This is a genomic window from Acinetobacter sp. R933-2, assembly GCF_030325485.1.
Lineage (GTDB): Bacteria > Pseudomonadota > Gammaproteobacteria > Pseudomonadales > Moraxellaceae > Acinetobacter > Acinetobacter sichuanensis.
This window is the reverse complement of record NZ_JACAIJ010000014.1, coordinates 67,141-90,787: the sequence shown is the minus strand read 5'-3', so window position 1 is coordinate 90,787 and position 23,647 is coordinate 67,141. Positions and strand designations below refer to the sequence as shown.

The 23,647-nt window shown below is 37.2% G+C and carries 22 protein-coding genes; 18 read left to right on the top strand and 4 right to left on the bottom strand.

The genetic code is table 11. The features are described 5' to 3' along the window. Nucleotides 1-8 precede the first annotated feature (8 nt). The 10 genes from HX005_RS15625 (at nt 9) to HX005_RS15580 (ending at nt 10,724) form a co-directional block, all read left to right on the top strand. Nucleotides 9-764: a maleate cis-trans isomerase family protein gene (locus HX005_RS15625; RefSeq protein ID WP_286378064.1), complete on the top strand. Its 756-nt coding sequence runs from the start codon at nt 9-11 to the stop codon at nt 762-764. Between the two features lie 13 nt (nt 765-777). Next, nucleotides 778-1,419 (top strand): isochorismatase family protein, encoded by a 642-nt coding sequence (locus tag HX005_RS15620; protein WP_286378063.1) that lies wholly within the window; start codon nt 778-780, stop codon nt 1,417-1,419. A 172-nt stretch (nt 1,420-1,591) separates the two neighbouring features. Then, a complete protein-coding gene (locus tag HX005_RS15615; protein ID WP_286378062.1) occupies nt 1,592-2,920 on the top strand; it encodes an MFS transporter in 1,329 nt (442 codons plus the stop codon). A gap of 85 nt (nt 2,921-3,005) precedes the next feature. Continuing rightward, entirely contained in the window at nt 3,006-4,166 is a 1,161-nt protein-coding gene (locus HX005_RS15610) for a hypothetical protein (RefSeq protein ID WP_286378071.1), read from the top strand. A gap of 18 nt (nt 4,167-4,184) precedes the next feature. Further along, nucleotides 4,185-4,889, top strand: a complete 705-nt coding sequence (locus tag HX005_RS15605) for a nitroreductase (RefSeq protein WP_286378061.1) — start codon at nt 4,185-4,187, stop codon at nt 4,887-4,889. 307 nt (nt 4,890-5,196) lie between these two features. Then, nucleotides 5,197-6,600: a methylenetetrahydrofolate reductase C-terminal domain-containing protein gene (locus tag HX005_RS15600; protein WP_286378060.1), complete on the top strand. Its 1,404-nt coding sequence runs from the start codon at nt 5,197-5,199 to the stop codon at nt 6,598-6,600. A gap of 497 nt (nt 6,601-7,097) precedes the next feature. After that, nucleotides 7,098-8,099 carry a DUF1852 domain-containing protein gene (locus HX005_RS15595; RefSeq protein ID WP_286378059.1) on the top strand — a complete coding sequence of 334 codons (1,002 nt, stop codon included), beginning with the start codon at nt 7,098-7,100 and terminating at the stop codon, nt 8,097-8,099. A gap of 56 nt (nt 8,100-8,155) precedes the next feature. After that, the gene (locus tag HX005_RS15590; RefSeq protein ID WP_286378058.1) at nt 8,156-9,184 is read left to right on the top strand and encodes a methionine synthase; all 1,029 of its coding nucleotides are present in this window, start codon (nt 8,156-8,158) and stop codon (nt 9,182-9,184) included. 194 nt (nt 9,185-9,378) lie between these two features. Further along, the gene (locus HX005_RS15585; protein WP_107009328.1) at nt 9,379-9,870 is read left to right on the top strand and encodes a flavin reductase; all 492 of its coding nucleotides are present in this window, start codon (nt 9,379-9,381) and stop codon (nt 9,868-9,870) included. 53 nt (nt 9,871-9,923) lie between these two features. Next, nucleotides 9,924-10,724 carry a sulfite exporter TauE/SafE family protein gene (locus tag HX005_RS15580; RefSeq protein ID WP_286378057.1) on the top strand — a complete coding sequence of 267 codons (801 nt, stop codon included), beginning with the start codon at nt 9,924-9,926 and terminating at the stop codon, nt 10,722-10,724. Between the two features lie 145 nt (nt 10,725-10,869). Here the strand turns inward: HX005_RS15580 and HX005_RS15575 are convergent, their stop codons facing one another. The 4 genes from HX005_RS15575 to paaZ form a co-directional block, all read right to left on the bottom strand. Continuing rightward, entirely contained in the window at nt 10,870-12,249 is a 1,380-nt protein-coding gene (locus tag HX005_RS15575; protein ID WP_107009326.1) for an MFS transporter, read from the bottom strand. A 431-nt stretch (nt 12,250-12,680) separates the two neighbouring features. Then, the gene (locus HX005_RS15570) at nt 12,681-13,334 is read right to left on the bottom strand and encodes a 3-oxoacid CoA-transferase subunit B (protein ID WP_286378056.1); all 654 of its coding nucleotides are present in this window, start codon (nt 13,332-13,334) and stop codon (nt 12,681-12,683) included. Between the two features lie 12 nt (nt 13,335-13,346). Then, on the bottom strand, nt 13,347-14,048 hold the full coding sequence (locus HX005_RS15565; RefSeq protein ID WP_107009341.1) for a CoA transferase subunit A: 702 nt from the start codon (nt 14,046-14,048) through the stop codon (nt 13,347-13,349). Between the two features lie 190 nt (nt 14,049-14,238). Continuing rightward, nucleotides 14,239-16,350 (bottom strand): phenylacetic acid degradation bifunctional protein PaaZ, encoded by a 2,112-nt coding sequence (gene paaZ, locus HX005_RS15560; protein WP_286378055.1) that lies wholly within the window; start codon nt 16,348-16,350, stop codon nt 14,239-14,241. Between the two features lie 259 nt (nt 16,351-16,609). Here paaZ and paaA point away from each other — a divergent pair, with 259 nt between their 5' ends. From paaA to HX005_RS15520, 8 genes are all read left to right on the top strand, one after another. Beyond that, the gene (gene paaA / locus HX005_RS15555; protein WP_286378054.1) at nt 16,610-17,551 is read left to right on the top strand and encodes a 1,2-phenylacetyl-CoA epoxidase subunit PaaA; all 942 of its coding nucleotides are present in this window, start codon (nt 16,610-16,612) and stop codon (nt 17,549-17,551) included. A 62-nt stretch (nt 17,552-17,613) separates the two neighbouring features. Then, on the top strand, nt 17,614-17,904 hold the full coding sequence (gene paaB / locus HX005_RS15550; RefSeq protein ID WP_107009322.1) for a 1,2-phenylacetyl-CoA epoxidase subunit PaaB: 291 nt from the start codon (nt 17,614-17,616) through the stop codon (nt 17,902-17,904). Between the two features lie 12 nt (nt 17,905-17,916). Beyond that, complete coding sequence (paaC, locus tag HX005_RS15545) at nt 17,917-18,672, top strand: 1,2-phenylacetyl-CoA epoxidase subunit PaaC (protein ID WP_286378053.1); 756 nt, start codon at nt 17,917-17,919, stop codon at nt 18,670-18,672. 25 nt (nt 18,673-18,697) lie between these two features. Next, a complete protein-coding gene (paaD, locus tag HX005_RS15540; protein ID WP_107009320.1) occupies nt 18,698-19,198 on the top strand; it encodes a 1,2-phenylacetyl-CoA epoxidase subunit PaaD in 501 nt (166 codons plus the stop codon). A gap of 220 nt (nt 19,199-19,418) precedes the next feature. Next, entirely contained in the window at nt 19,419-20,477 is a 1,059-nt protein-coding gene (gene paaE, locus HX005_RS15535; RefSeq protein WP_286378052.1) for a 1,2-phenylacetyl-CoA epoxidase subunit PaaE, read from the top strand. Between the two features lie 33 nt (nt 20,478-20,510). Continuing rightward, the gene (locus tag HX005_RS15530; protein WP_286378051.1) at nt 20,511-21,281 is read left to right on the top strand and encodes an enoyl-CoA hydratase-related protein; all 771 of its coding nucleotides are present in this window, start codon (nt 20,511-20,513) and stop codon (nt 21,279-21,281) included. Beyond that, nucleotides 21,281-22,072 carry a 2-(1,2-epoxy-1,2-dihydrophenyl)acetyl-CoA isomerase PaaG gene (paaG, locus tag HX005_RS15525; RefSeq protein ID WP_286378050.1) on the top strand — a complete coding sequence of 264 codons (792 nt, stop codon included), beginning with the start codon at nt 21,281-21,283 and terminating at the stop codon, nt 22,070-22,072. Before HX005_RS15530 ends, paaG begins: the two co-directional genes overlap by 1 nt. A 3-nt stretch (nt 22,073-22,075) precedes the next feature. Continuing rightward, entirely contained in the window at nt 22,076-23,638 is a 1,563-nt protein-coding gene (locus HX005_RS15520) for a 3-hydroxyacyl-CoA dehydrogenase (protein ID WP_286378049.1), read from the top strand. Nucleotides 23,639-23,647: the final 9 nt, after the last annotated feature.

Sequence of the window (23,647 nt, the reverse complement as noted above, 5' to 3'; positions counted from 1 at the left end):
AAGCAAAAATGGAACATATTTATAAAATTGGTCAAATCGTCCCAAGCTCAAATACGACAATGGAAACAGAAATTCCAGCGATGCTTAAGGCACGTCAACTCATTCGACCAGAGAAATTTACATTCCATTCAAGTCGCATGCGAATGAAACATGTAAAAAAAGAAGAGCTTGCTGCAATGGATGCTCAGTCTGATCGTTGTGCACTTGAGTTATCAGATGCGCGAGTGGATGTGTTGGGCTATGCCTGCTTAGTTGCAATTATGTCTATGGGGATTGGTTATCATCGAGAGTCTGAAAAACGTTTGCATCAAGTAACCGTAGATAATGATGCAGCAGCTCCGATTGTGACAAGTGCAGGAGCTTTAGTTGAAGGCTTAAAGGTGATGAAGGCAAAGAAAATTGTCGTCGTCACACCTTATATGAAACCTTTAACGGAACTTGTTGTTGATTATATCAAAGCCGAAGGTTTTGAGGTTTTAGACTATGTTGCATTGGAAATTGCAGACAATATTGCTGTAGCACAACATGATCCAAATAATTTGCCTGAAATTGTACAGAAATTAAGTTATCAAGATGCAGATGTGATTGTGCTGTCCGCTTGTGTGCAAATGCAGTCATTACCAGCAGTCGCAAAAGTTGAAGCATTGACTGGTAAACCGGTTATTTCAGCTGCAATTGCAACAACGTATCAAATGTTAAAAGCATTAGACCTTGAGCCGATTGCTCCAGGTGCTGGTGCTTTATTATCTGGTGCTTATGCATAGTTGGAGATAAGTCATGACACAACAGAACTTAGAAGATAACTATCAAGGGGTTTGGGGGAATCGAGTGGGTTTCGGTCAGAAACCTGCGCTATTGCTTATCGATTTTATGCAGTCATATATCACAGCTTCTGAACCTCTATACGCACCAGATGTCATTCAAGCCGTGAAAGAAACACAAGATGTTTTAAATGTTGCACGGGAAAAAGGTATCACTGTAATTCATACCAATATTTTATATCACAGCAATCAATTAGATGGTGGGATGTGGGTTAAAAAGTCACCTGTGATGGCAGCAATGGTAGCGACGAATCCTGCAACTCAGTTTTGTCTTGAAGTTGAACCACTAGAGAGTGAACTGGTGATCACTAAAAACTATGCGAGTGCTTTTTTTGGCACAAGTTTAGCATCAGTTTTAACAGCACAAGGGATAGATACGGTTGTTATGGTCGGTTGTTCAACCAGTGGTTGTGTCAGAGCTTCGGCTGTTGATGCGGTACAACATGGTTTTAGGGCGATCGTGATTCGAGAGTGTGTAGGTGATCGTCATCAAGCGCCACATGAAGCCAATTTATTCGATATTGATAGTAAGTATGGGGATGTCGTACTTAAGGATGAAGTCCTCAATTATTTTGAAAAAATTGATGTTGTGAAATAGATGGATTGTCAAAAAAAGTATTTTTATTGAGATTTCAAACCTAAGGAATAATGCAATGCGGAATTAAAAACTGGTCAGGATGGAGTTGAAAAAGTGAGTTTTAAGACTCGATCTATGATCAGCCGCCTTGTAGCTAGGTGGGGTTTGGTTTGTTGTCTAAAAGGAGTTAGATATGTCTACCAATGTGATTGTTTCCAAAGAAATTGGAAAAGTAACTTATACAGAAGAAGAAGTTCAGGTTTATAAAAAAGTGATTTGGAAATTAATCCCTTTTTTATGTTTTTGCTATATCGCTGCATATTTAGACCGTATTAATGTCGGTTTAGCTAAATTACATATGCTCAGTGATGTGCATTTAAGTGAAGCTGCATTTGGGTTAGGTGCAGGTTTATTTTTTGTTGGATATATTATTTTTGAAGTACCTAGTAATTTAGTCATGGAAAAAGTTGGAGCAAAGGTCTGGATTGCTCGAATTATGATTACATGGGGGATTTTGTCTGGTTTAACGATGTTTGTAACTACACCGATGCAATTTTATATTTTACGATTTTTGCTTGGGGCGGCAGAAGCAGGGTTTCTACCAGGAGTTTTGTATTACTTAACAACATGGTTTCCAACATATTATCGTGGCAAAATTATTGCACTTTTCCTGATCGGTTTACCTTTAGCAGTCATTATTGGTAGCCCATTATCTGGTTGGATTATGCAAACTTTTGACTCAGTACATGGGTTGGCAGGTTGGCAATGGCTTTTCTTTTTAGAAGCAATTCCAAGTGTTTTGTTAGGCATATTAACACTCAAAGTTTTACCTAACCATTTTTCAAAGGCAAAATGGCTGAATGAACAAGAAAAATCAATTATTGAAAATAATTTAAAAAAGGATTTGGAAGGAAATACTTCTGCAAAAGAAAAGCATAGTTTTAAAGATGGATTTTTTAATCTTAATATTCTGAAGTTAGGTGTTATTAATTTTTCAATGTTGCTTTGCACATATTCTATGGGGTTCTGGTTACCAACCTTTATCAAAAGTGCAGGCATGGATAATTTACTTAACATTGGTTTTGTTGTCGCTATTCCAAGTGTGATTGGTTTAATTGCAATGTTACTGATTGGGCGTAGTTCAGACAAATATAGAGAACGCCGTTGGCACTTAATTATTCCTTTTGTATTTGGTTCTATTGCACTGTTTTTAACGCATATGTTTAGTGGAAATATCACCATGACCGTTGTGTTGTTTTCGATCGCAGCAATAGCAACAACGGGAACAATTCCTGTGTTCTTTAGTCTCCCTGCAACTTTTTTGTCTGGAACAGCAGCAGCAACTGGATTTGCATTAGCATGTTCGATCGCCAATCTTGCGGGTCTAGTGAGTAACACATTGGTGGGTTACGCAATCCAGATTACAGGAAAGCCTGAAGGTGCGTTGATGGTTTTTGCTGGGTTCTTATTGCTCAGTTGTTTGATTGTTTTGTCCTTACCAAAGTCATTGGTCAATAAATAATTTAAATATTTTATTAAACAAATAAGCCATTTAGGTTATTTGTTGAGGGGAAGTTCATGTCTAAAAAAGTTATTTGGCTTTGTCGATTGGATGTTTGATTTCAGTTTCTGTATATGCTGGGGTACAGGGTTCACCATTTAAGTGGCAAACAGAAGATGGAGCTCAGTCATTAGAATTAGGCGGGTTTGTACGAGCAAATTATCGTGATGAGCATTGGGAAAGCCAAAATAATGGAAAAGTACTATTTGATAATGCGCGCTTAAATGTAAAAGCCAAATATAATCAATTCTACTTAGATACGAGTTATGCATTTCAGGATGATCATAAGCGATCAATTGAACATGCTTTTGTTGGCTATAAACCCAATCATAATAATGATATCCAAGCAGGGGTTATTTATAAGCCTTTTGCAATTTATCCATTTCCTGAGCATGCATGGACATTTCAAATTCCATTTTTCTTAGGTTTTGCCGATAGTGTAGCACCCGGTATTAGTTGGAAAAATTATAGTGATGCGTATGATTTAACACTTGCCTATATGCCAATTATGAGCAACGGTAGCGTTCGTTATGCCCCTGAAGCAGGTTCGGCAGATGAGTTGGATTTTGTACTACCAAATCAACAGCAGTATTTAAATGAAAAACGTAACCAAGTAAACATCCGAGTTGCCAAGAAATTTGATTACGAGTTTGGAAAGCAAGAGTTAGGTTTTAGTAGCGCATATTCTCAATTACATAATAAAGAAACCGATAAAGACGGACATTATTATGCATTGGGTTTGCATGCGTTGAATAACTATGGCAAATGGGATTTTCAGACTTCAGCGATTCACTATCAATATGATGCTAAAAATCCAGATGGCGTAGATGGCGATAAAATTCTGATGCAGTCTAATGGATTAACACCAGCTTACTTTGTTGCTTCCGAAGGAACGATTGGTATTTTTAATATTGGCTATACGCAACCCGTAACGACTAAGTTCTTCCCAAATTTAAAATCTGTAAAATTTTATAATGATTATAGTATCTTATGGAAAGATCGTTCGGATTGGTCTGACTCACAAATGGACACTTTTGGCATCCAGTTTAATGCAATGCCATTTTTAATTTGGGTTGATGGTAGTGTGGGTAAAAATGTCAATGTGCTTGGTGGTGCAAAAAACTCAACGGGCTATACCTCTGCCAACTCTGATTATAGTGATGAGTGGAAGTTCAGATGGAATATTAACATCGGCTACAATTTTTAAAATTTAAGGATCGAATTTATGGAACTACAGCCAAATAATGATGTCGAAAAGATTATTTTAGATCGTCATTCTGTGAGAGCATTTACAACTCAAGACGTGAGTCGAGACACGATCCAAGATATCTTAAGTAAAGCATCATTTGCACCTTCTGGCACGAATACTCAACCTTGGAAGGTTTATGTTGTACAAGGAAATAAAAAGTGTCAAATCACAGCGCAGGTTGTAGCTTCTGTAAATTCAGTATATCAAGGACAGGTGGATAAAAAGTCTTTTCAAGCCCCTTATTTGTATTATTCAGAACAATGGTTTGAACCCTATTTAAGTCGGCGCCGTGAGAATGGTTGGGCAATGTATAAACTCCTCGGAATTGCCAAAGGAGACAAAAGTGCAATGCATGAACAACAACTGCGAAATTTTAAATTTTTTGATGCACCTGTAGGGCTATTTTTTACTACACACAAAGCGCTAGAAGCGGGTGCAAAAATGGCAATCGCAATGTTGATGCAAAACATCATGTTAATTGCAAAAGCACAAGGTTTAGATACATGTCCACAAGCTTCGTGGAATGATTATCACCAAATCATCATGCCAATTTTAGGTGCAAGTGATGAGGAAGTTTTTATTTGTGGTATGTCTTTAGGTTATGCTGATTTAAGCAGTGAGATTAATCGCTTAAGAACACCTAGAGAGCCTATTAATAACTTTGTACAGTTTTTTGATTAATCATCTGAAATATTTTAAATACTCAGATTTTTTAGTTTTTGTGGTGGAAGATGATTTTCTACATAAGAAAGCGGTCTATAAACTTTTTAATCATAGAGAATATAGACGTGCTTCTGCCACTAATAAACATTCGTAAAATTTTATTCCATTGTATTTTCTTTGGGTTTTTTATTGTTTAGCTAAGATTTTCTACAAATTTTATTGCAATAGAAATTTTAAAAATCTCTCTTATTAATTTTATAAAAATAACTCGATTATGATTTATCATATCAATTCGATTGATATCGTATTTCGATAAGCCTTTTTTATGTCGCAACTTTCTCTCCATTTTCAACAGAACCAGTTTTGTGTTTTGGTTGAATATTTAACGTCTTTCAATGAAAAATTTTCTGTGAAAACATCATTTGCGGGTTATCCGAGTCTGATGACATTCGCTGACCGTGTACATTCGGATCATGATATTGCGCCACTTGAAGCAAGTCAGTGTTATCCTGATACGATAGATAAAGTGCTACATTTTGCAGGAAAGGGACGAGATATTCAGGACTTTGAGCAGTTTCTTCAGCATGCTCAAGCAGCCAATATCCAAAATTTATTATTATTAACAGGTGATAAATTAAAAAATCATCATAATGGGCAAGATGAAAGTGAACGTACCCGATATCTAGAGTCGGTCAATAGCATCATGGCGGCTAAAAAATATGGTGGTTTTACAATAGGAGTCGCTTTTAATCCCTTTAAATATGCTGAAGCTGAACGTGATGCACAATATTTAAAACTACATAAAAAGATTAAAGCTGGTGCTGATTTTATTATTACGCAGTTAGGCTACGATATTACAGCATTAAAACAAAGTAAGAATTTTTTAAAGCATTGTCATTACACACAAAAAATACTGGCATGTGTAATGCCTCTTAATTTGGCACGTGCTCAATTTATGCTGAAAAATAATGTTGCAGGTATTGTCATTACACCTCATATGTTGAAAATCTTAGCAGATGAAAAACAAACAGGACAGAGTGAAAGAATGTATTTACGCTGTGCTTTACAGATTTTAATGTGTAAGCATTTGGGTTTTGCAGGTGTTCATTTGTCTGCGTGTCATAAGGCAGAAGAACAAATATTGCTTGAAAGTTATATAGAACAATATCGTCATTTAGCATTAGATAAGTTAGAGCGACTGTGGAATTCACTTTGGCAAATCAAAACAGGTCGAGAGTTTATTCCTAAGTTAGCTTATTTTTCTCGTCAGCCGACATCAAGTCAAATGATTAAATATCAACAATTACACTTAATGCATGATGCTTTATTTGATTCTAAACTGGCTAAAGGCGTTGGAAAATTTATTTTTAAAGCCTCATTTTGGGAAAATAAACCCATATCTAAAGCATTATTAAAAACGGAATTTCTCAGTAAACATCGTGTCGTTGGGTGTGAAAGTTGTGGTCAGTGTCGTTTAGGGGATACCTTGTATATTTGCCCTGAAACTTGTCCAAAAGGTCTAGCCAATGGACCTTGTGGAGGAACGCATTTAGATCGTTGTGAGTTTGGTGATCGTGAATGTATCCATTCAATTAAAGCCAGATTAGCAAAGGCGGTGCAACAGACCCAAGTTTTAAAAGATAAATTAATTCCAACTGTGCCCTTAGATAGACGTGGAACAAGTTCTTGGAAAAATTGGTATTTGGCAACAGAAGCTGAGTTGTATTGATTGAGTGCATTGTCAGGGCTTTTGACTTCTGTCTTTAGCCCGATATTTTCGATATAAGTGATAAATCGCATAAGCAATAAAATGTTATTTTGAAGATATTTAATTTTTAAAAGATGAGAAGCTTGATGTTTTTTCATCTTATAATGAGTTAAATTCACTATTGGTTAAAATTTGATTTTTCATCACCATAGCTTGATTGGCTATTTTTATATTTTTGATATTCGATTTTTTTTGCTTGTTTATAGCTCTTTTAAAAAATAAAAATTTATTAAATATATGATAATAATATATTTTTAATCATTTAAAAGTGTTTTTCTCTAAATGCTTATTTCAATTATTTTTTTGCAGTATTAGACAAATGATAAGGGAAAAATCACTAAACATGAATTTAGCTCAGTTTGTGATTAGATTAAATCATTTTTATTCATCTTTGTGTTCGGTTATCTTAGCTTCATTGAAAAAATTTAGTCTTTTTAGAAATTAAGTTGGCGGATACCATGAGTAATACATTTGCATGTTCAATTAAACGCATACGTTTTGATGAAAATTATGAACCAGCGGATAACACACGTTTAACAACTAATTTTGCTAATTTAGCACGTGGAGCGCATCGTCAAGAAAATTTGCGTAATACGCTGAATATGATTAATAACCGTTTTAATGCTTTGGCGAATTGGGATAATCCTAAAGGTGATCGTTATTCACTTGAAATTGATATTATTTCTGCAGAAATTGATATTGAAGGAAATGGAAATACATTCCCATTTATTGAAACGTTGAAGAGTACAATTGTAGACCATCATACTAACCAACGTATTGATGGCATGATTGGTAATAGTTTTTCATCTTATGTACGTGATTATGACTTTAGTGTCGTATTATTAGAAAAAGGTTTCAAAACAGGTGAAAAGCCAGAAAAATTTGGCGATTTACACGGAAAATTGTATCAGCATCTTGTAAATTCTGAAGTATTCCAAGCTGAATTTAATAAAAAGCCTGTGATTTGTCTCAGTGTTTCAACCAGTAAAACCTATTACCGTACAACAAATGTACATCCTGTCTTAGGTGTGGAATATAAAAATGATGATGCTTCACGTACCGATGATTATTTTAACAAAATGGGTTTAACGGTTCGTTACTTTATGCCTAAAAATGCTGTTGCACCTTTAGCATTTTATTTTAGTGGTGATTTACTACGTGATTACACAGATTTTGAGTTAATCAGTGCGATTAGTACGATGGAAACATTCCAAAAGATTTATCGTCCAGAAATTTACAATGCAAATTCAACAGCAGCCGCACAGTATCAACCAAGCTTGAAATACCAAGATTACTCATTGACACGAATTGTTTATGACCGTGAAGAGCGTAGCCAATTGGCAGTTAAACAAGGTAAATGGACAGAAGAGAATTTCATTAAGCCATATCAAAAAGTGCTTGAACAGTGGGCTGAAAACTATGCTATAGACATTGATACTCGCTCAACACACGCAGCTTAATGACACATTAAGCACTGAATACTTAATTTAATAGATATCAAGATAGAAGATTAGACATGGCAATTTTATTACCAACATCAACAGCAGGCAGCTTACCTAAACCTTCTTGGCTTGCAGAGCCAGAAAAACTTTGGTCGCCTTGGAAGCTAGAAGGTGAACAACTGCTCGAAGCAAAACAAGATGCTTTAAGTTTGTCATTACATGAGCAATTACTTGCAGGTATTGACATTGTGAGCGATGGCGAGCAAACACGCCAACATTTTGTGACGACGTTTATTGAGCATCTTGAAGGTGTAGATTTTGAAAAGCGTGAAACAGTACGTATCCGAAATCGTTATGACGCAAGTGTTCCATCAGTTGTTGGAGCAGTAGCGCGTAAAAAACCTGTATTTGTTGAAGATGCAAAATTTTTACGCAGCCAAACCAATCAACCAATTAAATGGGCTTTACCTGGTCCAATGACTATGATTGATACCTTATATGATGGTCATTATAAAAGTCGTGAAAAACTTGCATGGGAATTTGCCAAAATTCTTAATCAAGAAGCTTTAGAGCTACAAGCCGCAGGTGTTGATATTATTCAGTTTGATGAGCCAGCGTTTAATGTGTTCTTTGATGAAGTGAATGACTGGGGCGTAGCAACTTTAGAGCGCGCACTTGAAGGTTTAACATGTGAAACGGCTGTACATATTTGTTATGGCTATGGCATCAAAGCCAATACAGATTGGAAAAAGACTTTAGGTTCAGAATGGCGCCAATATGAAGAGGCATTTCCAAAGCTACAAAAGTCTAAACTCGATATTATTTCATTAGAATGTCAAAATTCGCGTGTACCTATGGACTTAATTGAACTGATTCGTGGCAAAAAAGTCATGGTGGGTGCAATTGATGTTGCAACAAATACAGTAGAAACTGCTGAAGAAGTTGCGAATACATTAAGAAAAGCATTGCAATTTGTTGATGCAGATAAACTTTATCCGTCAACAAACTGTGGTATGGCACCACTTTCACGTGAAGTCGCACGTGGTAAATTAAATGCTCTAAGTGCAGGTGCAGAAATTGTGCGTAAAGAGTTATCTGCATAATCTCTAATTTTTTAGGGTAAAAGAGTTACGGTTCGCATGTGTTTAGATCAAATACATTGGACTGTAACTCTGCCTTTTATATTGTGGCAAACTCATTCTCTTGTTCGAACATATTCAGATGAATGCCTTTGTGATGATTTTTATTGATATCTAAATCACAAGATAAAACGACGATTTAATTTTGGAACCAAATCATGATTCAATCAACAGACTTTAAAAATGCAATGTCTTTACTCACCAGTGCAGTCAATGTGGTGACGACATCAGGAATGTCTGGTCGTTATGGCTTTACGGCATCTGCAGTATGTAGCGTGACAGATACACCACCAACTTTATTGGTATGTATGAATCAAGCATCAAGTTCACATGCACACTTTATTGAAAACAAAGTTTTAACAGTAAATGTACTGGCTGCACAGCATGAACATCTTTCTACAGCATTTTCAACGAAAATGACGACTGAAGAGCGTTTTAAACATGCGAAATGGACTGAGTTAGAAACAGGTTCTCCTGTTTTAGAAGATGCCTTAGTCAGCTTTGATTGTGAGATTGAACAAATTCAGGCAGTAGGAACACATAGTATTTTCATGTGTCGTGTGGTGGCTATTCAACAAAGTCAACAGGATGAAAGCTTAGTATATTTTAATCGTGCTTATCATACTGTTGGGCAAGTAGAAATTGCCTAAGCTTTTTGTTTTTGCTTTTTATTTTTAATATTAAATTTTAAAGTAAGTGTGTTGTGGAATTAATTATTTTTTTAGTGATTGGCGCGTTCGCTGGATTTGCTGCGGGTCTATTTGGTGTGGGTGGTGGAACGATTATTGTACCACTCCTATATATTGTTTTTACGCAAATGGGTTATAGCCCAGATGTGATTATGCATCTTGCATTAGGCACATCATTGGCAACGATTGTGGTGACCTCCATTAGCTCATTGATGGCACATCATAAAAATGGTGCAGTGATTTGGTCTGTATTTAAAAATCTTGCGCCACCTATGGCAATCGGATGTTTTGCAGGAGCAGGGATAGCAGGATGGCTTTCAGGTATTCATCTTCAGTTAATCGTTGGAATATTTTTACTTTGGGTTGCCTATACCATGTTTACTGGAGCAAAAAAACAAGTTGATCCGAGTAAAACATTGCCATCAACAAGTAAGCAAATTATGGCAGGTTCTGGTATTGGAATCGCTTCAGCTATTTTTGGTATTGGTGGCGGCAGTTTAACAGTACCTTACTTGACGCATTATGGTGTGGTGATGCAAAAGGCTGTGGGGACTTCAGCAGCATGTGGTTTACCCATTGCAATTGCAGGCGCACTAGGCTTTATGTTCTTTGGTATGAAAGAGCAAATTGATGTACCCAATACAATAGGCTTTATTCATATTTATGCTTTTATTGGTATTAGCTTGATGAGCTTTTTTACAGCAAAATTTGGCGCCAAAGCTGCACATGCTTTATCACCAGCAGTATTGAAAAAATGTTTTGCAGTTTTATTATTGTGTATAGGAAGTTTTTTCCTGATTAAAAGCTTGCTGTGAATGATAAAAGGCATAAATTTTTTCTTTAGATGACTATGTTTTAGCTTTAAATTTGTTAAATACTTCGTCTAATATTCATTTGGTTTAAGCAGATTTTAACTGAGTAAGATTTAAAATCTGCTTAAAGATACACACAAAAATAAACTTATTTATTCCAAATAAAAGGTGATTTTTTCTGTTCTTCCTCATCTGATGGATCTAAAGAAATCGCTGTCCGATCTTTAAACATACAAATTGAGATCAATGCAATCAGTGAAACAATAGTTAAATAAGCACTGACCAGTAATACGCCATTGGATTTAGTAATTAATGTCGCTGCAATTAACGGTGCAAAAGCCCCTCCAAGAATTGAGCCTATTGCATAAGTAATTGAAATACCAGAAAAGCGAATAGACGCAGGAAATAATTCTGAATAGAAAACTGCCTGTACACCGTAGGTAATGCCTATGCCCATCGACAATAATGCCAATCCAAGCATAATGTAAATATAGCTACCCGTGCTGATGAGAGGGAATAACAGCAGTGCAGTCAGTACTTGAACGATCGAACCAAAGATATAGATAGGTTTACGTCCATATTTATCAGAAAGAACTGCAGATAGCCAAGTAAAGAATGTCCAAATAATTGCGGAAACACTCACTAAAGCCATGATGGTTGGGCGATCTAAGTTTAAACCTGTAGGATTTGTAGTAAAGCTTTGTACAAAACCACCAGCAGTCATATAGCCAAGCGCTGTAGTGCCTGCGATCAGTAAAGCTGAACTAAAAACCACTTTTTTGTATTGACTAAAAAGTTCACGGATCGGTTTTTGATTTGTTCCTTTTTGTTTAAGCTCCTCAAAAATCGGGCTTTCTTCTACAGAACGACGAATCCAATAACCAAGACCAAATAGTACAATACTCATTAAAAATGGAACGCGCCAGCCCCATTGCATAAATTCATCTCCAGGAGAAACAAATCCTGTCATGATGACTAAAACCAATGATGCAAGTAATAAACCGAGAGGTACGCCTAATTGAGGAAATGAACTAAATAAACCGCGTTTTTTTGTAGGAGCATGTTCTACTGCCATGAGTACAGCACCGCCCCATTCTCCACCTGCTGATATTCCTTGTAAGATACGTAATAAAATCAATAAAATTGGAGCTGCTATTCCGATACTGTCATAAGTTGGCAGTAAGCCGATCACCGTTGTGGTACCTCCCATCATGATGAGCGTAATAGCGAGTACCATTTTACGACCAAATTTATCTCCAAAATATCCAGCAATAAATGCTCCAAATGGTCTAAAAATAAAACTAATACCAATGGATGCAAATACAAGCAAAGTTGCAAATGCAGGACCTGCAGGTTTGAAAAATAATTGGTTAAATACTAAGCCTGCGACTGCTGCGTAAATAAAATAATCATACCACTCAATAGTCGTGCCAATGATGGTTGCCATTGCGATTTTTTTGGTGCGAGATGTTTGTGATACATCTCTTAATAGTTCAGGGGACACTGTCCCTATGTGTGCCTTTTCCATCGTATTTCCTTTTACAATTTTTTGTTCATTATCACGACGATATTGAATGATTGTTTTGTCGTGATCGTTTCCTTTACATAGTTTGTACGTTAACTATATCAATGAGTATGAATTATTTTTTTAAAAAGAGATACATTAATTTTTTATTTTTTAATAAAAAGTATCTTTTTATTATTTTAATGTAATGTTTAACTGCTATTTTTTATTTAAATAATTGTTAAAATTTATTATTTTATAGAATTTTTCGTGTTTTGGGTTTTAATTTTTATATATTAAATGATTTTAAAATAATTAAAAATATTTTAAAATGTATCATATTTTGAGGGTTTTTAATGGGTGAGAAAAAGCGAGCAGGTGATTAGACTCACTCGCTTCGCTGTATTGATCATCTTTGTCTGCTACAAAATAAATAACAAGAATCTAGCGTATTGTTAAGCGGCTGTATGCTGTAAAGATGTTGTGATGACATGACTTCCAGTAGATTGCAACACGTGTTCCAGTGTTATTCCATCTGCAAGTTCCACCAGATGTATACCATCAGGTTTAACATCAAAAACACCATAATTACTAATGATACGGCTGACTACGCCTACACCTGTTAATGGGAGAGTACATTGATCTAAAATTTTAGGCATACCAAATTTATTACAATGTTGCATCAGTACAACGATCTTTTTTGCTCCTGCAACTAAATCCATTGCACCTCCCATTCCCTTGACTTTTTGACCTGGGATCATCCAATTTGCAATATCACCAGTTTTAGAAACTTCCATTGCACCTAAAATTGCAATATCGACATGTCCGCCACGAATCATAGCAAAGGAGTCTGAGCTTGAAAAAAATGAAGCGCCTGCTTGAGTTGTAATGGTTTGTTTACCAGCATTGATTAAATCAGCATCTACTTCTTCTTCACTAGGATATTCTCCAATGCCCAATAAACCATTTTCCGATTGAAGCCATACATACAAATCATTAGGAATGTAATTTGCAACTAAGGTGGGCAAACCGATGCCTAAATTAACATAGTCACCATCTTTGAGTTCTAATGCTGCACGTTGTGCCATTTGTTCTTGTGTCCAAGCCATGGTTGTACTCCTTTAGGCTGCGGGTTTTACCGTGCGAATCTCTATATGTTTATTTGGCTGCGCATTGACCACAATACGATCTACATAAATGCCTGCAAGGTGAATATCATCTGGATCAATTTCACCAATTTCAACCAATTCTTCTACTTCAACAACGGTAAATTTAGCTGACATCGCACAGTCGGGATTAATATTTCGTGCCGTTTTACGAAAGACTAAATTGCCTGCCTTATCTGCTTTGTAAGCTTTAATTAAAGCAAGATCAGCATGTAAAGCTGTTTCTAAAAGATAGTTTTGACCATTAAAATTTCTGACTTCTTTACCTTCTTGGACAGCCGTGCCTACTCCTGTTTTGGTGTAAAAAGCTGGAATACCTGCACCTGCTGCACGTAATTTTTCAGCTAATGTGCCTTGAGGGGTGAGTTCGACCTCTAGTTCACCACTTAAATATTGACGTTCAAATTCTTTATTTCCGCCAATATAAGAGGAAATCATTTTTTTAACCTGATGTGATTCAAGAAGTAAACTTAATCCAATACCATCAATTCCTGCATTGTTACTAATACAAGTCAGTTGCTGAGCTTGTGTATCTCTTAATGTTTCAATGAGCATTTCAGGGATGCCACACAGCCCAAAACCACCCACTGCAATGAGCATGTTGTCTTGTACAATATCAAACAAAGCGGTCTGGCTGTCTGGGTAGACTTTATTCATTTTTAAATCCTTCTGTGCTGCTCCAAAATCCATATTTGGAAGGATGTTTTTCTCAAAGTTGCTCTAAACTCAATACTCTTTTCTTTTTTAGGATAGAGCGCTGAGTTTCATAAAAAGGAATGGATTTATATCAAAGCACCCTCATGCTAACCTTCTCCCAGTGGGAGAAGGGCTAACCAATATTTATATTTTAGTCACGATTGACGAGGGTTAAGATGTCATAGGTTGCAACCAACTCATTACGTTGATTTTTGACTTTAATGTCCCAAACCACTACACCATGCGGTTTTTGTTCAGGATCACGCAATGGTTTTGGGGTCTTTTGCTTACAAGTCAACTCAACTTGAATGGTGTCACCAATTTTTACAGGTTCAACAAAGCGAAGATTATCCATACCGTAGTTGGCAATGACAGGGCCAGGGGCTGCATCAACAAATAAACCAGCAGCAGCAGACACAATGAAATAACCATGTGCAACACGATCACCAAATAAAGAGTCGGCAGCAGCAATTTTATCCATATGTGCGTAAAAATGATCGCCACTTAAACAGGCAAAATTAACAATGTCAGCCTCAGTTACGGTACGACGTGCTGTTAATAAGCGTTCTCCGATACGAAGTTCATCAAATGATTTTTTAAAAGGGTGGACACGATCTTCAAAAACTTCTGAACCAATGGTCCAACTATGTCCAATTTGGGTCATGGCTTTAGGTGAACCCTGAATCGCAGTACGTTGCATATAATGTTTCACTGCACGTAAACCACCTAATTCTTCTCCACCACCTGCACGACCAGGTCCACCATGTACAAGCAGAGGAAGTGGTGAACCATGTCCTGTACTTTCTTTCGCATTTTCACTATCTAATACATGCACACGACCATGCCATGGTGCAATTTTGGCAATGATTTTTTCAATATTTTCGTCAGCATTACGTACAATAGATGCGACAAGGCTACCTTCACCTTTGGCAACTAATGTTGCTAGCTCGTTCAGTGTGTCATAAGGCATGAGTGTGACAACAGGACCAAATGCTTCAATTTGGTGAATGGCTTGGGCTGTATTAGGTGATTTGCAGACCAAAACAGTCGGTGGATAAAATGCACCTTTTTCAGGGTATTCAGCCTCAATTTTAAAATCATCACGCAAATGACTACCAAATGCAATCTCAGCATTTTGGCTTAATTGTTCAACTTTTTCAGCGACATCATGTTTTTGCTTAATGCTTGCCAACGCACCCATCGTAACATTTTCAAGTTCAGGATTTCCGACAACGACTTTTTGTAATTTAGCAATTAAGCGCGTTTGTACCGTATCTAATAAACTATGTGGTACAAAGGCACGGCGAATGGCTGTACATTTTTGCCCTGCTTTGGTGGTCATTTCACGGAATATTTCACGAACAAACAAATCAATAGTTTCATCAGAAGCATGTTCAGTTAAAATTGCGCTATTGACAGAATCTGCTTCCATACTAAATGGAATTGAATATTGGTTGAGATGAGGATGTGCGCGAAGTTTTTGCCCTGTAGTGGCTGAGCCTGTAAACGTCACGGTATCTTGTGGATTAAGGTGTTCAAACAAATCATAAGTCTGACCACAAATCAGTTGTAAAGCACCCTCAGGTAAAAAACCACTTGCTAAAATGTCTTTGACAACAGCATGCGTCATCTCTGCACCTTCAGTGGCAGGTTTGACAATACACGGTACGCCTGCCAAAAGTGTTGGTGCAATTTTTTCTAGCATTCCCCAAATTGGAAAATTGAATGCATCAATATGTACAGCAACACCTGCTTTAGGACTAAGAATATGCTTTGCACCAAATGTGCCATTTTTAGACAATGGAATCCAACTGTCTTCGACTAAAGCTGTTTCATCGCTGAGTTCACGGCGAACAAGGCTAGAATAAGCGAACAATGTTCCAATTCCACCTTCCACATCAATCCATGCATCTTTACGCGTACAACCTGTTGCTTTTGCTAAGGCATAATAGTGTTCTTTGCGTTCGAGCAAATATTGTGCCACCTGTTTTAAAGCATTTGCACGTTCATGAAAAGTTAAATGAGCAATCGCTGAACCTTTGGTTTTGGCATACTGAATAATGGCTTTGGTATCAATACCGTGGCTACTGACCTGATAAATTGCCTGACCCGAAATAGCATGATAAACCGTGCGAAAATCTTGAGCAGCCGTATATTCCTGACCATAGACCAATGAGCTTAATGACTTTATGGACAATGTTTGTGCTGCAACGTTGACTGATTCATGTTCTGTAGGATTTATTCCCGTATCTAACTCAAGCATTGAAAAACTCCTTTTATGATACGCTTTGTGAAATATTTTGCTTTTAATGATTCATAATTTGTTCTTAAATTTTAAAATTGTCAAATATTTTTATGATAAAAAATAATTTAATGATTTTTTATAAAATAAATTAATATATAAAACAAATATTTATAAAATTTTAATGATAAAATAATTATGATACGAAAAATTAATCTTGATTTTTATATTGTATCGTTTTAACTTAAATGCATAAACACTTGGGATAAGTGAGGACACAATGAATAATCATCAACAACAGTTTGACCAATCCATCGAAAAGGATATTTCGATAGAACCAAAAGACTGGATGCCAGATGCATATCGTAAAACCTTAATTCGTCAAATTGGACAACATGCACATTCAGAAGTAATAGGAATGTTGCCAGAAGGAAATTGGATCACTCGTGCACCAAGCTTAAAACGTAAAGCGGTGTTGTTGGCTAAAGTTCAAGATGAAGCAGGGCATGGATTGTATTTGTATAGTGCTGCTGAAACGCTAGGTGCAGATCGTGATGACATGATGGATAAGCTTATTTCTGGACGTATGAAATATTCATCTATTTTCAATTATCCAACCTTAACTTGGGCAGATGTCGCTGCGATTGGTTGGTTGGTTGATGGTGCTGCGATTGTCAATCAGGTTGCTTTATGCCGTACTTCATATGGACCTTATGCACGCGCTATGGTGCGAGTTTGTAAAGAAGAAAGTTTCCATCAGCGTCAAGGCTTTGAAGCCATGATGCAACTAGCCAACGGTACACCTGAACAAAAACAGTTGGCGCAAGATGCTGTGAATCGTTTTTGGTGGCCTGTGCAAATGATGTTTGGTCCAAGTGATGACAATTCACCAAATAGTGCACAAAGCATGCAATGGAAAATCAAATTATTTAGTAACGATGCACTACGCCAAAAATTTGTTGATAACACTGTGCCACAAGTACACATGCTCGGTCTGACAGTGCCTGATCCTGACTTACGTTTTAATGAAGAAACAGGGCATTACGAGTCAGGAGCAATTAATTGGGATGAGTTCAATGACATCCTTGCAGGTAAAGGTCCATGCAACCACGAACGCATAGAAGCTCGTCGTAAAGCATGGGAAGGTGGAAAATGGGTACGTGATACAGCAGCAGTTTATGCACAAAAGCAGCAGGCTGAACAAACCGCAAAAGTCGCTTAATTTAAAGCGTATTGGTTAATTTTAGCTTTTATACAGGTTTAATTTTCAGGAAGGATTCTCTCATGAACAATAAAAATAACTGGTCGTTATTTGAAGTATTTGTACGTAGTAAACAAGGTTTAAGCCATCGTCATGTGGGTAGTTTACGTGCACCAGATGCTGAGATTGCTTTGCAAAACGCGCGTGATGTTTATACACGTCGTAATGAAGGGATCAGTATTTGGGTGGTGAAATCTGAGTTAATTACTTCTTCACAACCTGATGAAAAAGATCAATTTTTTGACCCTGCATTAGACAAGGTTTATCGCCATCCAACTTTTTACCATATCCCTGATGGCATTGAGCATATGTAAGGAGTTAGATCAATGAATCATTCTGTATTTTCTCAATTTCTATTGCATTTAGCGGATAGCCAACTGATTTTGTCGCATCGTTTGGCTGAGTGGTGCGGTCATGCACCTGAACTAGAGTTAGATATTGCACTTGCCAATATTGGTTTGGATTTATTGGGTCAAGCCCGTACTTTACTCAGTTTAGCTGGTGAAGTTGAAGGTCTAGGGCGTGATGAAGACCAATTGGCATTTTTACGTACAGAGCGTGAATATCGTAATTTATTGTTGTGTGAACAACCGAATGGCGACTTTGCACAAACCATGGTACGCCAATGGTTAATGGATCATTACCATAATTTATTATTTACTGCTTTAACGACAAGTAGCCATAATCAACTTCGTGCATTTGCAGTTAAGTCTTTGCGTGAAGTGAAATATCACTTACGTTTTTCAACGGCTTGGATGGAACGTTTAAGTTTAGGGACTGACGAAGCACATCAAAAAACACAACAAGCCTTAAATGAATTATGGCGTTTTACCCAAGAATTATTCGTATTAACGACAGATGAAAAACAATTAATTGAAAGCCACATTATTACAGATTTAGAAACATTGAAAGAGCAATGGTTAATCGATGTAAATGCTGAATTAAAGCGCTTTGAATTAAGTTTACCTGAAACAGGGGCTTATCGTTCAGGTGCTAAACAAGGTTTACACACAGAACACTTGGGTTTTGTTTTAGCTGAAATGCAATATATGCAACGGGCTTATCCAAATATGGCTTGGTAAAGGTATTTCACAAGGAGTGAACCACATGAATTTAATTCGACATTGTACTGATGAATGTTGGGATGTTTTGCAGCATATTTCTGATCCCGAAATTCCAGTGTTATCTGTTGTTGATTTAGGCATGATTCGTGGCGTGGAATTGAATACACAAAATGAACTTGTGGTTCGCTTGACGCCAACTTATAGCGGTTGTCCTGCAACAGATGTTCTTAAAGATGAAATTGAACAAGCATTTACTCAAAAAGGATTAACACCTGTCCAAGTTGTTGTGGATTTATCTGAAGCATGGACAACCGATTGGATGAGCCAAAACGGTAAAGATAAATTGAAACAGTATGGCATTGCACCACCTCAGGGTGAAGCACATAGCTGTGGAACACATGTTGCGCTGATTGATGGCATTGAATGTCCACATTGCCACAGCCTACAGACCAAATTATTAAGCGAATTTAGTTCGACTGCATGCAAAGCCTTATACAAATGCCAAGACTGCTTAGAACCATTTGACTATTTTAAATGTATTTAAGGCATTTATAGGTTAAAGCCAAATATTGATGGTGGTGAGTTCAGTCAATGATTGAACAAATACTAAAAATCTCCCCTAACCCCTCTTTTAAAAAGAGGGGGGAGTACTGAAACTAAAATAACTTTAGTCATGGAAAACTCCCTCCTTTAAAAAAGGAGGGTTGGGGTGGATTTAAAAATACTGAATGCATCAACATCTAAACAGAAAGAGGGATTTTCAAATGAGTCAATTTATACCATTAACCATAAAATCAATTACGCCTCAAACTGAGCAGGCGATTTGTATTGCATTTGATCTCGCACCTGAACAGCAAGACCGCTTTAAATATCAGGCAGGACAGCATTTAACCATTCGTCATATGACAGAACATGGTGAATTACGCCGTTGTTACTCAATTTGTAGTGATATGCAAGAAGATATCAGTATTGCCATTAAAAAAATTGATCAAGGTGAGTTTTCAACATGGGCAAATGACAATTTAAAAGCAGGTGATCAGCTTGAAGTGATGCCACCACAAGGCGTGTTCTTCCAAAAAGCAGCCAAAGTTGGTGGGAAAAATTATCTTGGTTTTGCTGCGGGAAGCGGTATTACGCCGATTTTATCCATTGTAAAAACTGTACTTGCACAACAACCAGACTCTAGTTTTACCTTAATTTATGGCAACCGTTCATGGAAACAAACCATGTTTTCTGAACAGATTATGGACTTAAAAGATCGTTTTAAAGAACGTTTTCAATTGGTTAATATATTCTCACGTGAAATGAATGACAGTGCGTTATTTAATGGTCGTATTGATGCTGAGAAATTACAGTTGTTATTTAAAGCTGATTTAATTCATGCAAATTTCGATCACTGTTTTGCTTGTGGTCCTGATGAAATGATGGATGCTATCGAAAAAGTATTGCCTGAGCTTGGTATTGAACGTAGCAAAATTCACACTGAACGTTTTAACACTGGTAGCACCAAAAGAATAAGTGCTGAACAAATTGATCGTCGTCAGGAAGAAAGGGTCAATATTATTCTTGATGGTCGTGAGTTGATCATTGATGTGTCAAAAGAAGATGACAGCATTTTGGATGCAGCTTTACGTGCAGGTGCAGATTTGCCTTATGCCTGTAAAGGTGGCGTATGTGCAACGTGCAAATGTAGGGTACTTGAAGGTCAAGTCGAAATGGCAATTAACTATAGCCTTGAACCTGAAGAAGTTGAAAAAGGTTATGTTTTAAGTTGTCAGGCACGTCCAACAACACCCAATGTTCGATTAAGTTTTGATGAATAACTTGAAAATAATTGAATCAATGGGAGGCATGAGATGGCGTTATTAAAAAGCACAGTCGTAAAATCAGGAGTGATGCTGGTAGAGCTGAATCGACCTGAAAAGCGTAATGCATTGAATAATGCAACTTTAACAGAATTATCAGAATTATTGCAAAAATTGGATATAGATCCCAATGTTCGCAGTGTTGTCATTACAGGAAATTTGCAATGCTTTGCGGCAGGAGCAGACTTAAATGAACTCGCTGCGTTGGATGTGGTATCCATTCAACAAGACCCACGTCCTAAATTGTGGAAGAAAATAGACGAATTTTCAAAACCTCTGATTATGGCAGTCAATGGTTTTGCTTTTGGTGCAGGTTTCGAGTTGGCATTGCATGGTGACATTGTGTTAACAGGTGAAAATGCACAATTTGCACTGCCTGAAATTGGTTTAGGGATGTTACCTGGTGCAGGTGGCACGCAACGTTTAGCGCGTTTAGTAGGACAACAGTTAGCCATGCGTTGGGCAATGACAGGCGAGCGAGTGACCGCACAAACTGCGTTGCAATATGGCATTAGCAGTCAAGTTTGTCCCACTGCTTTGACTGTAGAGTACGCGATTGAACTTGCAGAAAAAATTGCTCGCCAAGCACCTCTTGCGATTGCAGTCATTAAGCAATCTTTAAAATCAATTCATGAAGTAACGTTAAGCCAAGGTTTAAAGCAAGAACGTCAACATTTTGTCTGGCTTGCAGCAACTCAAGATCGCCAAGAAGGCATCAAAGCATTTTTTGAAAAAAGACAACCCGAATTTAGAGGTGTGTGATGGATTACCAAACAATTATTGCTGAAGAAAAAAATGCAGTGGGTTATTTAACATTTAATCGCCCAAAACAGCTCAACAGTTTTAACGAAATGATGCATAAAGAAGTATCAAGTGTACTTAAAACTTGGGCAAAAGATTCAAATATCCGTACAGTGGTGATTTCGGCTGAAGGACGAGGATTTTGTGCAGGGCAAGACTTAGGTGATCGTGTTGTAGACCCTAATGCAGATGCACCTGATTTAGGACTTTCGATAGAAACTTACTATAACCCTTTGATTAAACTGATTACTGAAATGCCAAAACCTGTGATCTGTGCAGTGAATGGTGTTGCGGCAGGTGCAGGTGCCAATATTGCTTTAGCATGTGACATTGTAATTGCTGCAAAATCTGCATCATTTATTCAGGCATTTTGTCGTTTAGGCTTAGTCCCTGATTCTGGCGGCACGTGGTTTTTACCGCGTTTGGTGGGTCGTGCTCAAGCGATGGGTTTGGCAATGCTTGGCGATAAAATTGCAGCAGAGCAAGCAGTAGAGTTGGGCATGATTTGGCAGTGTGTTGAAGATGATCAGTTAAAAGCTGAAGCTGAAAAAATGGCAGAACATCTTGCTAAACAACCCACTTTTGGCTTGTCGTTAATTAAAAAAGCGATTCATGCAGCCGCAGATAATAACTTAGATGATCAACTGATTTTAGAACGTGATTTACAACGTTTAGCAGGTCGTTCAAGTGATTATAAAGAAGGTGTACAAGCATTTATGCAAAAACGTACCCCTGAATTTAAAGGATGCTAAAAAATGAAAATATTCAATTTACAGCAGGCAAAAGTTGCTGTGATTGGTGCAGGAACGATGGGAATCGGAATAGCACAATTAGCAGCAATGAATGGTCATACTACTTATATATTTGATTTGGATATTGAAAAAACCATAACTGCATTTTCACAACTCAGAATCCAACTCGAAAAACGCGTGCAATTGGGAAAAATGACTCAAGCATCCGTTGATACAACATTGGGTAATATTCAGGTCGTTGCAGATTTACAGCAGTTAGCAAATGCCGATTTGATTATTGAAGCTGTGGTGGAAAAGAAAGAAGTCAAACAAAGTTTATTTCAACAACTTGCTGAAATTTGTTCTGAACATACCATTTTTGCTTCAAATACCTCTTCGATCTCAATCACAGCAATTGCATCTGGTATTTCTCAGTCTGAACGTGTGGTTGGATTACATTTTTTTAATCCAGCACCAGTCATGAAGTTAGTTGAAATCGTAAAAGGATTAAAGACTTTACCTGAGATTGCAGAAGCGCTCGCTGTCTTGATGCAAAGCTGGCATAAAGTTCCTGTCATGGCGAAGTCTACACCAGGATTTATTGTCAACCGTGTTGCACGCCCTTATTATGCTGAAGCTTTTCGAGCATTACAGGAAAATGTGAGCTCACCTGAACAACTTGATTTTATCTTACGTGAGTGTGGTGGTTTTGCCATGGGCGCTTGTGAGTTAACCGATTTAATTGGGCAAGATGTAAACTTCTCTGTGACACAAAGCGTATATCAGGAATTTTTCTATGAACCACGTTATCGTCCATCTTTAGTTCAAAAAGAATTGGTTGATGCAGGTTGTTATGGTCGTAAAAGCAGTCAAGGCTTTTATGATTATCGTCAAGAAAAACGTAGACCTGAATATATTTTACCTGCATTAAAATCTGAACTCAGCACGAGCGTTAAAGTGCAAATTTCAGGACAATGGTTACACGATACAGGACTTATTCAGCGACTCAAAAATACTTCAAGTGTCAATTCTGTGCAGATCCAATCAGAAATAGACAAAATTCTGATTGATGACATTGCAGTGATGTTGACGCAAGGTCAATCAGTGATGATTGAATATCCACAAGAAAAAGTTGTTTTGATGGATTGGTTAGCAAATGCCACGACAGCAAAAGCAGTAGTGCTAACCGCATCTCCACGCTGTACAACTGCTGATTGTGACAAAGTCAGCCAGTTATTTGCAGCATTGGGAGTGACCAGTATCTGGGTGAAAGATCATCCTGCATTATTTGTAATGCGTAGCATCGCAATGTTGGTCAATGAAGCATGTGAAGCTGTATTACATGGCATTGCAACTGAACAAGATATTGATGCTGCAATGAAATATGGTGTGAATTATCCGCAAGGTCCATTTCAATGGGCAGCACAAATCGGGGCGACTCAGATTTTAACAACGCTTGAAAATCTATACCGTCTTTATGGCGAAGAACGTTATCGTCCAAGTCTGTATTTACGTAAAAAAGTGGCGCTTCAATCTGTGAAAAAACCACAAGATGTTGAAACACAAACATTAAAACAAGCAGGTTAAGGAGTACAT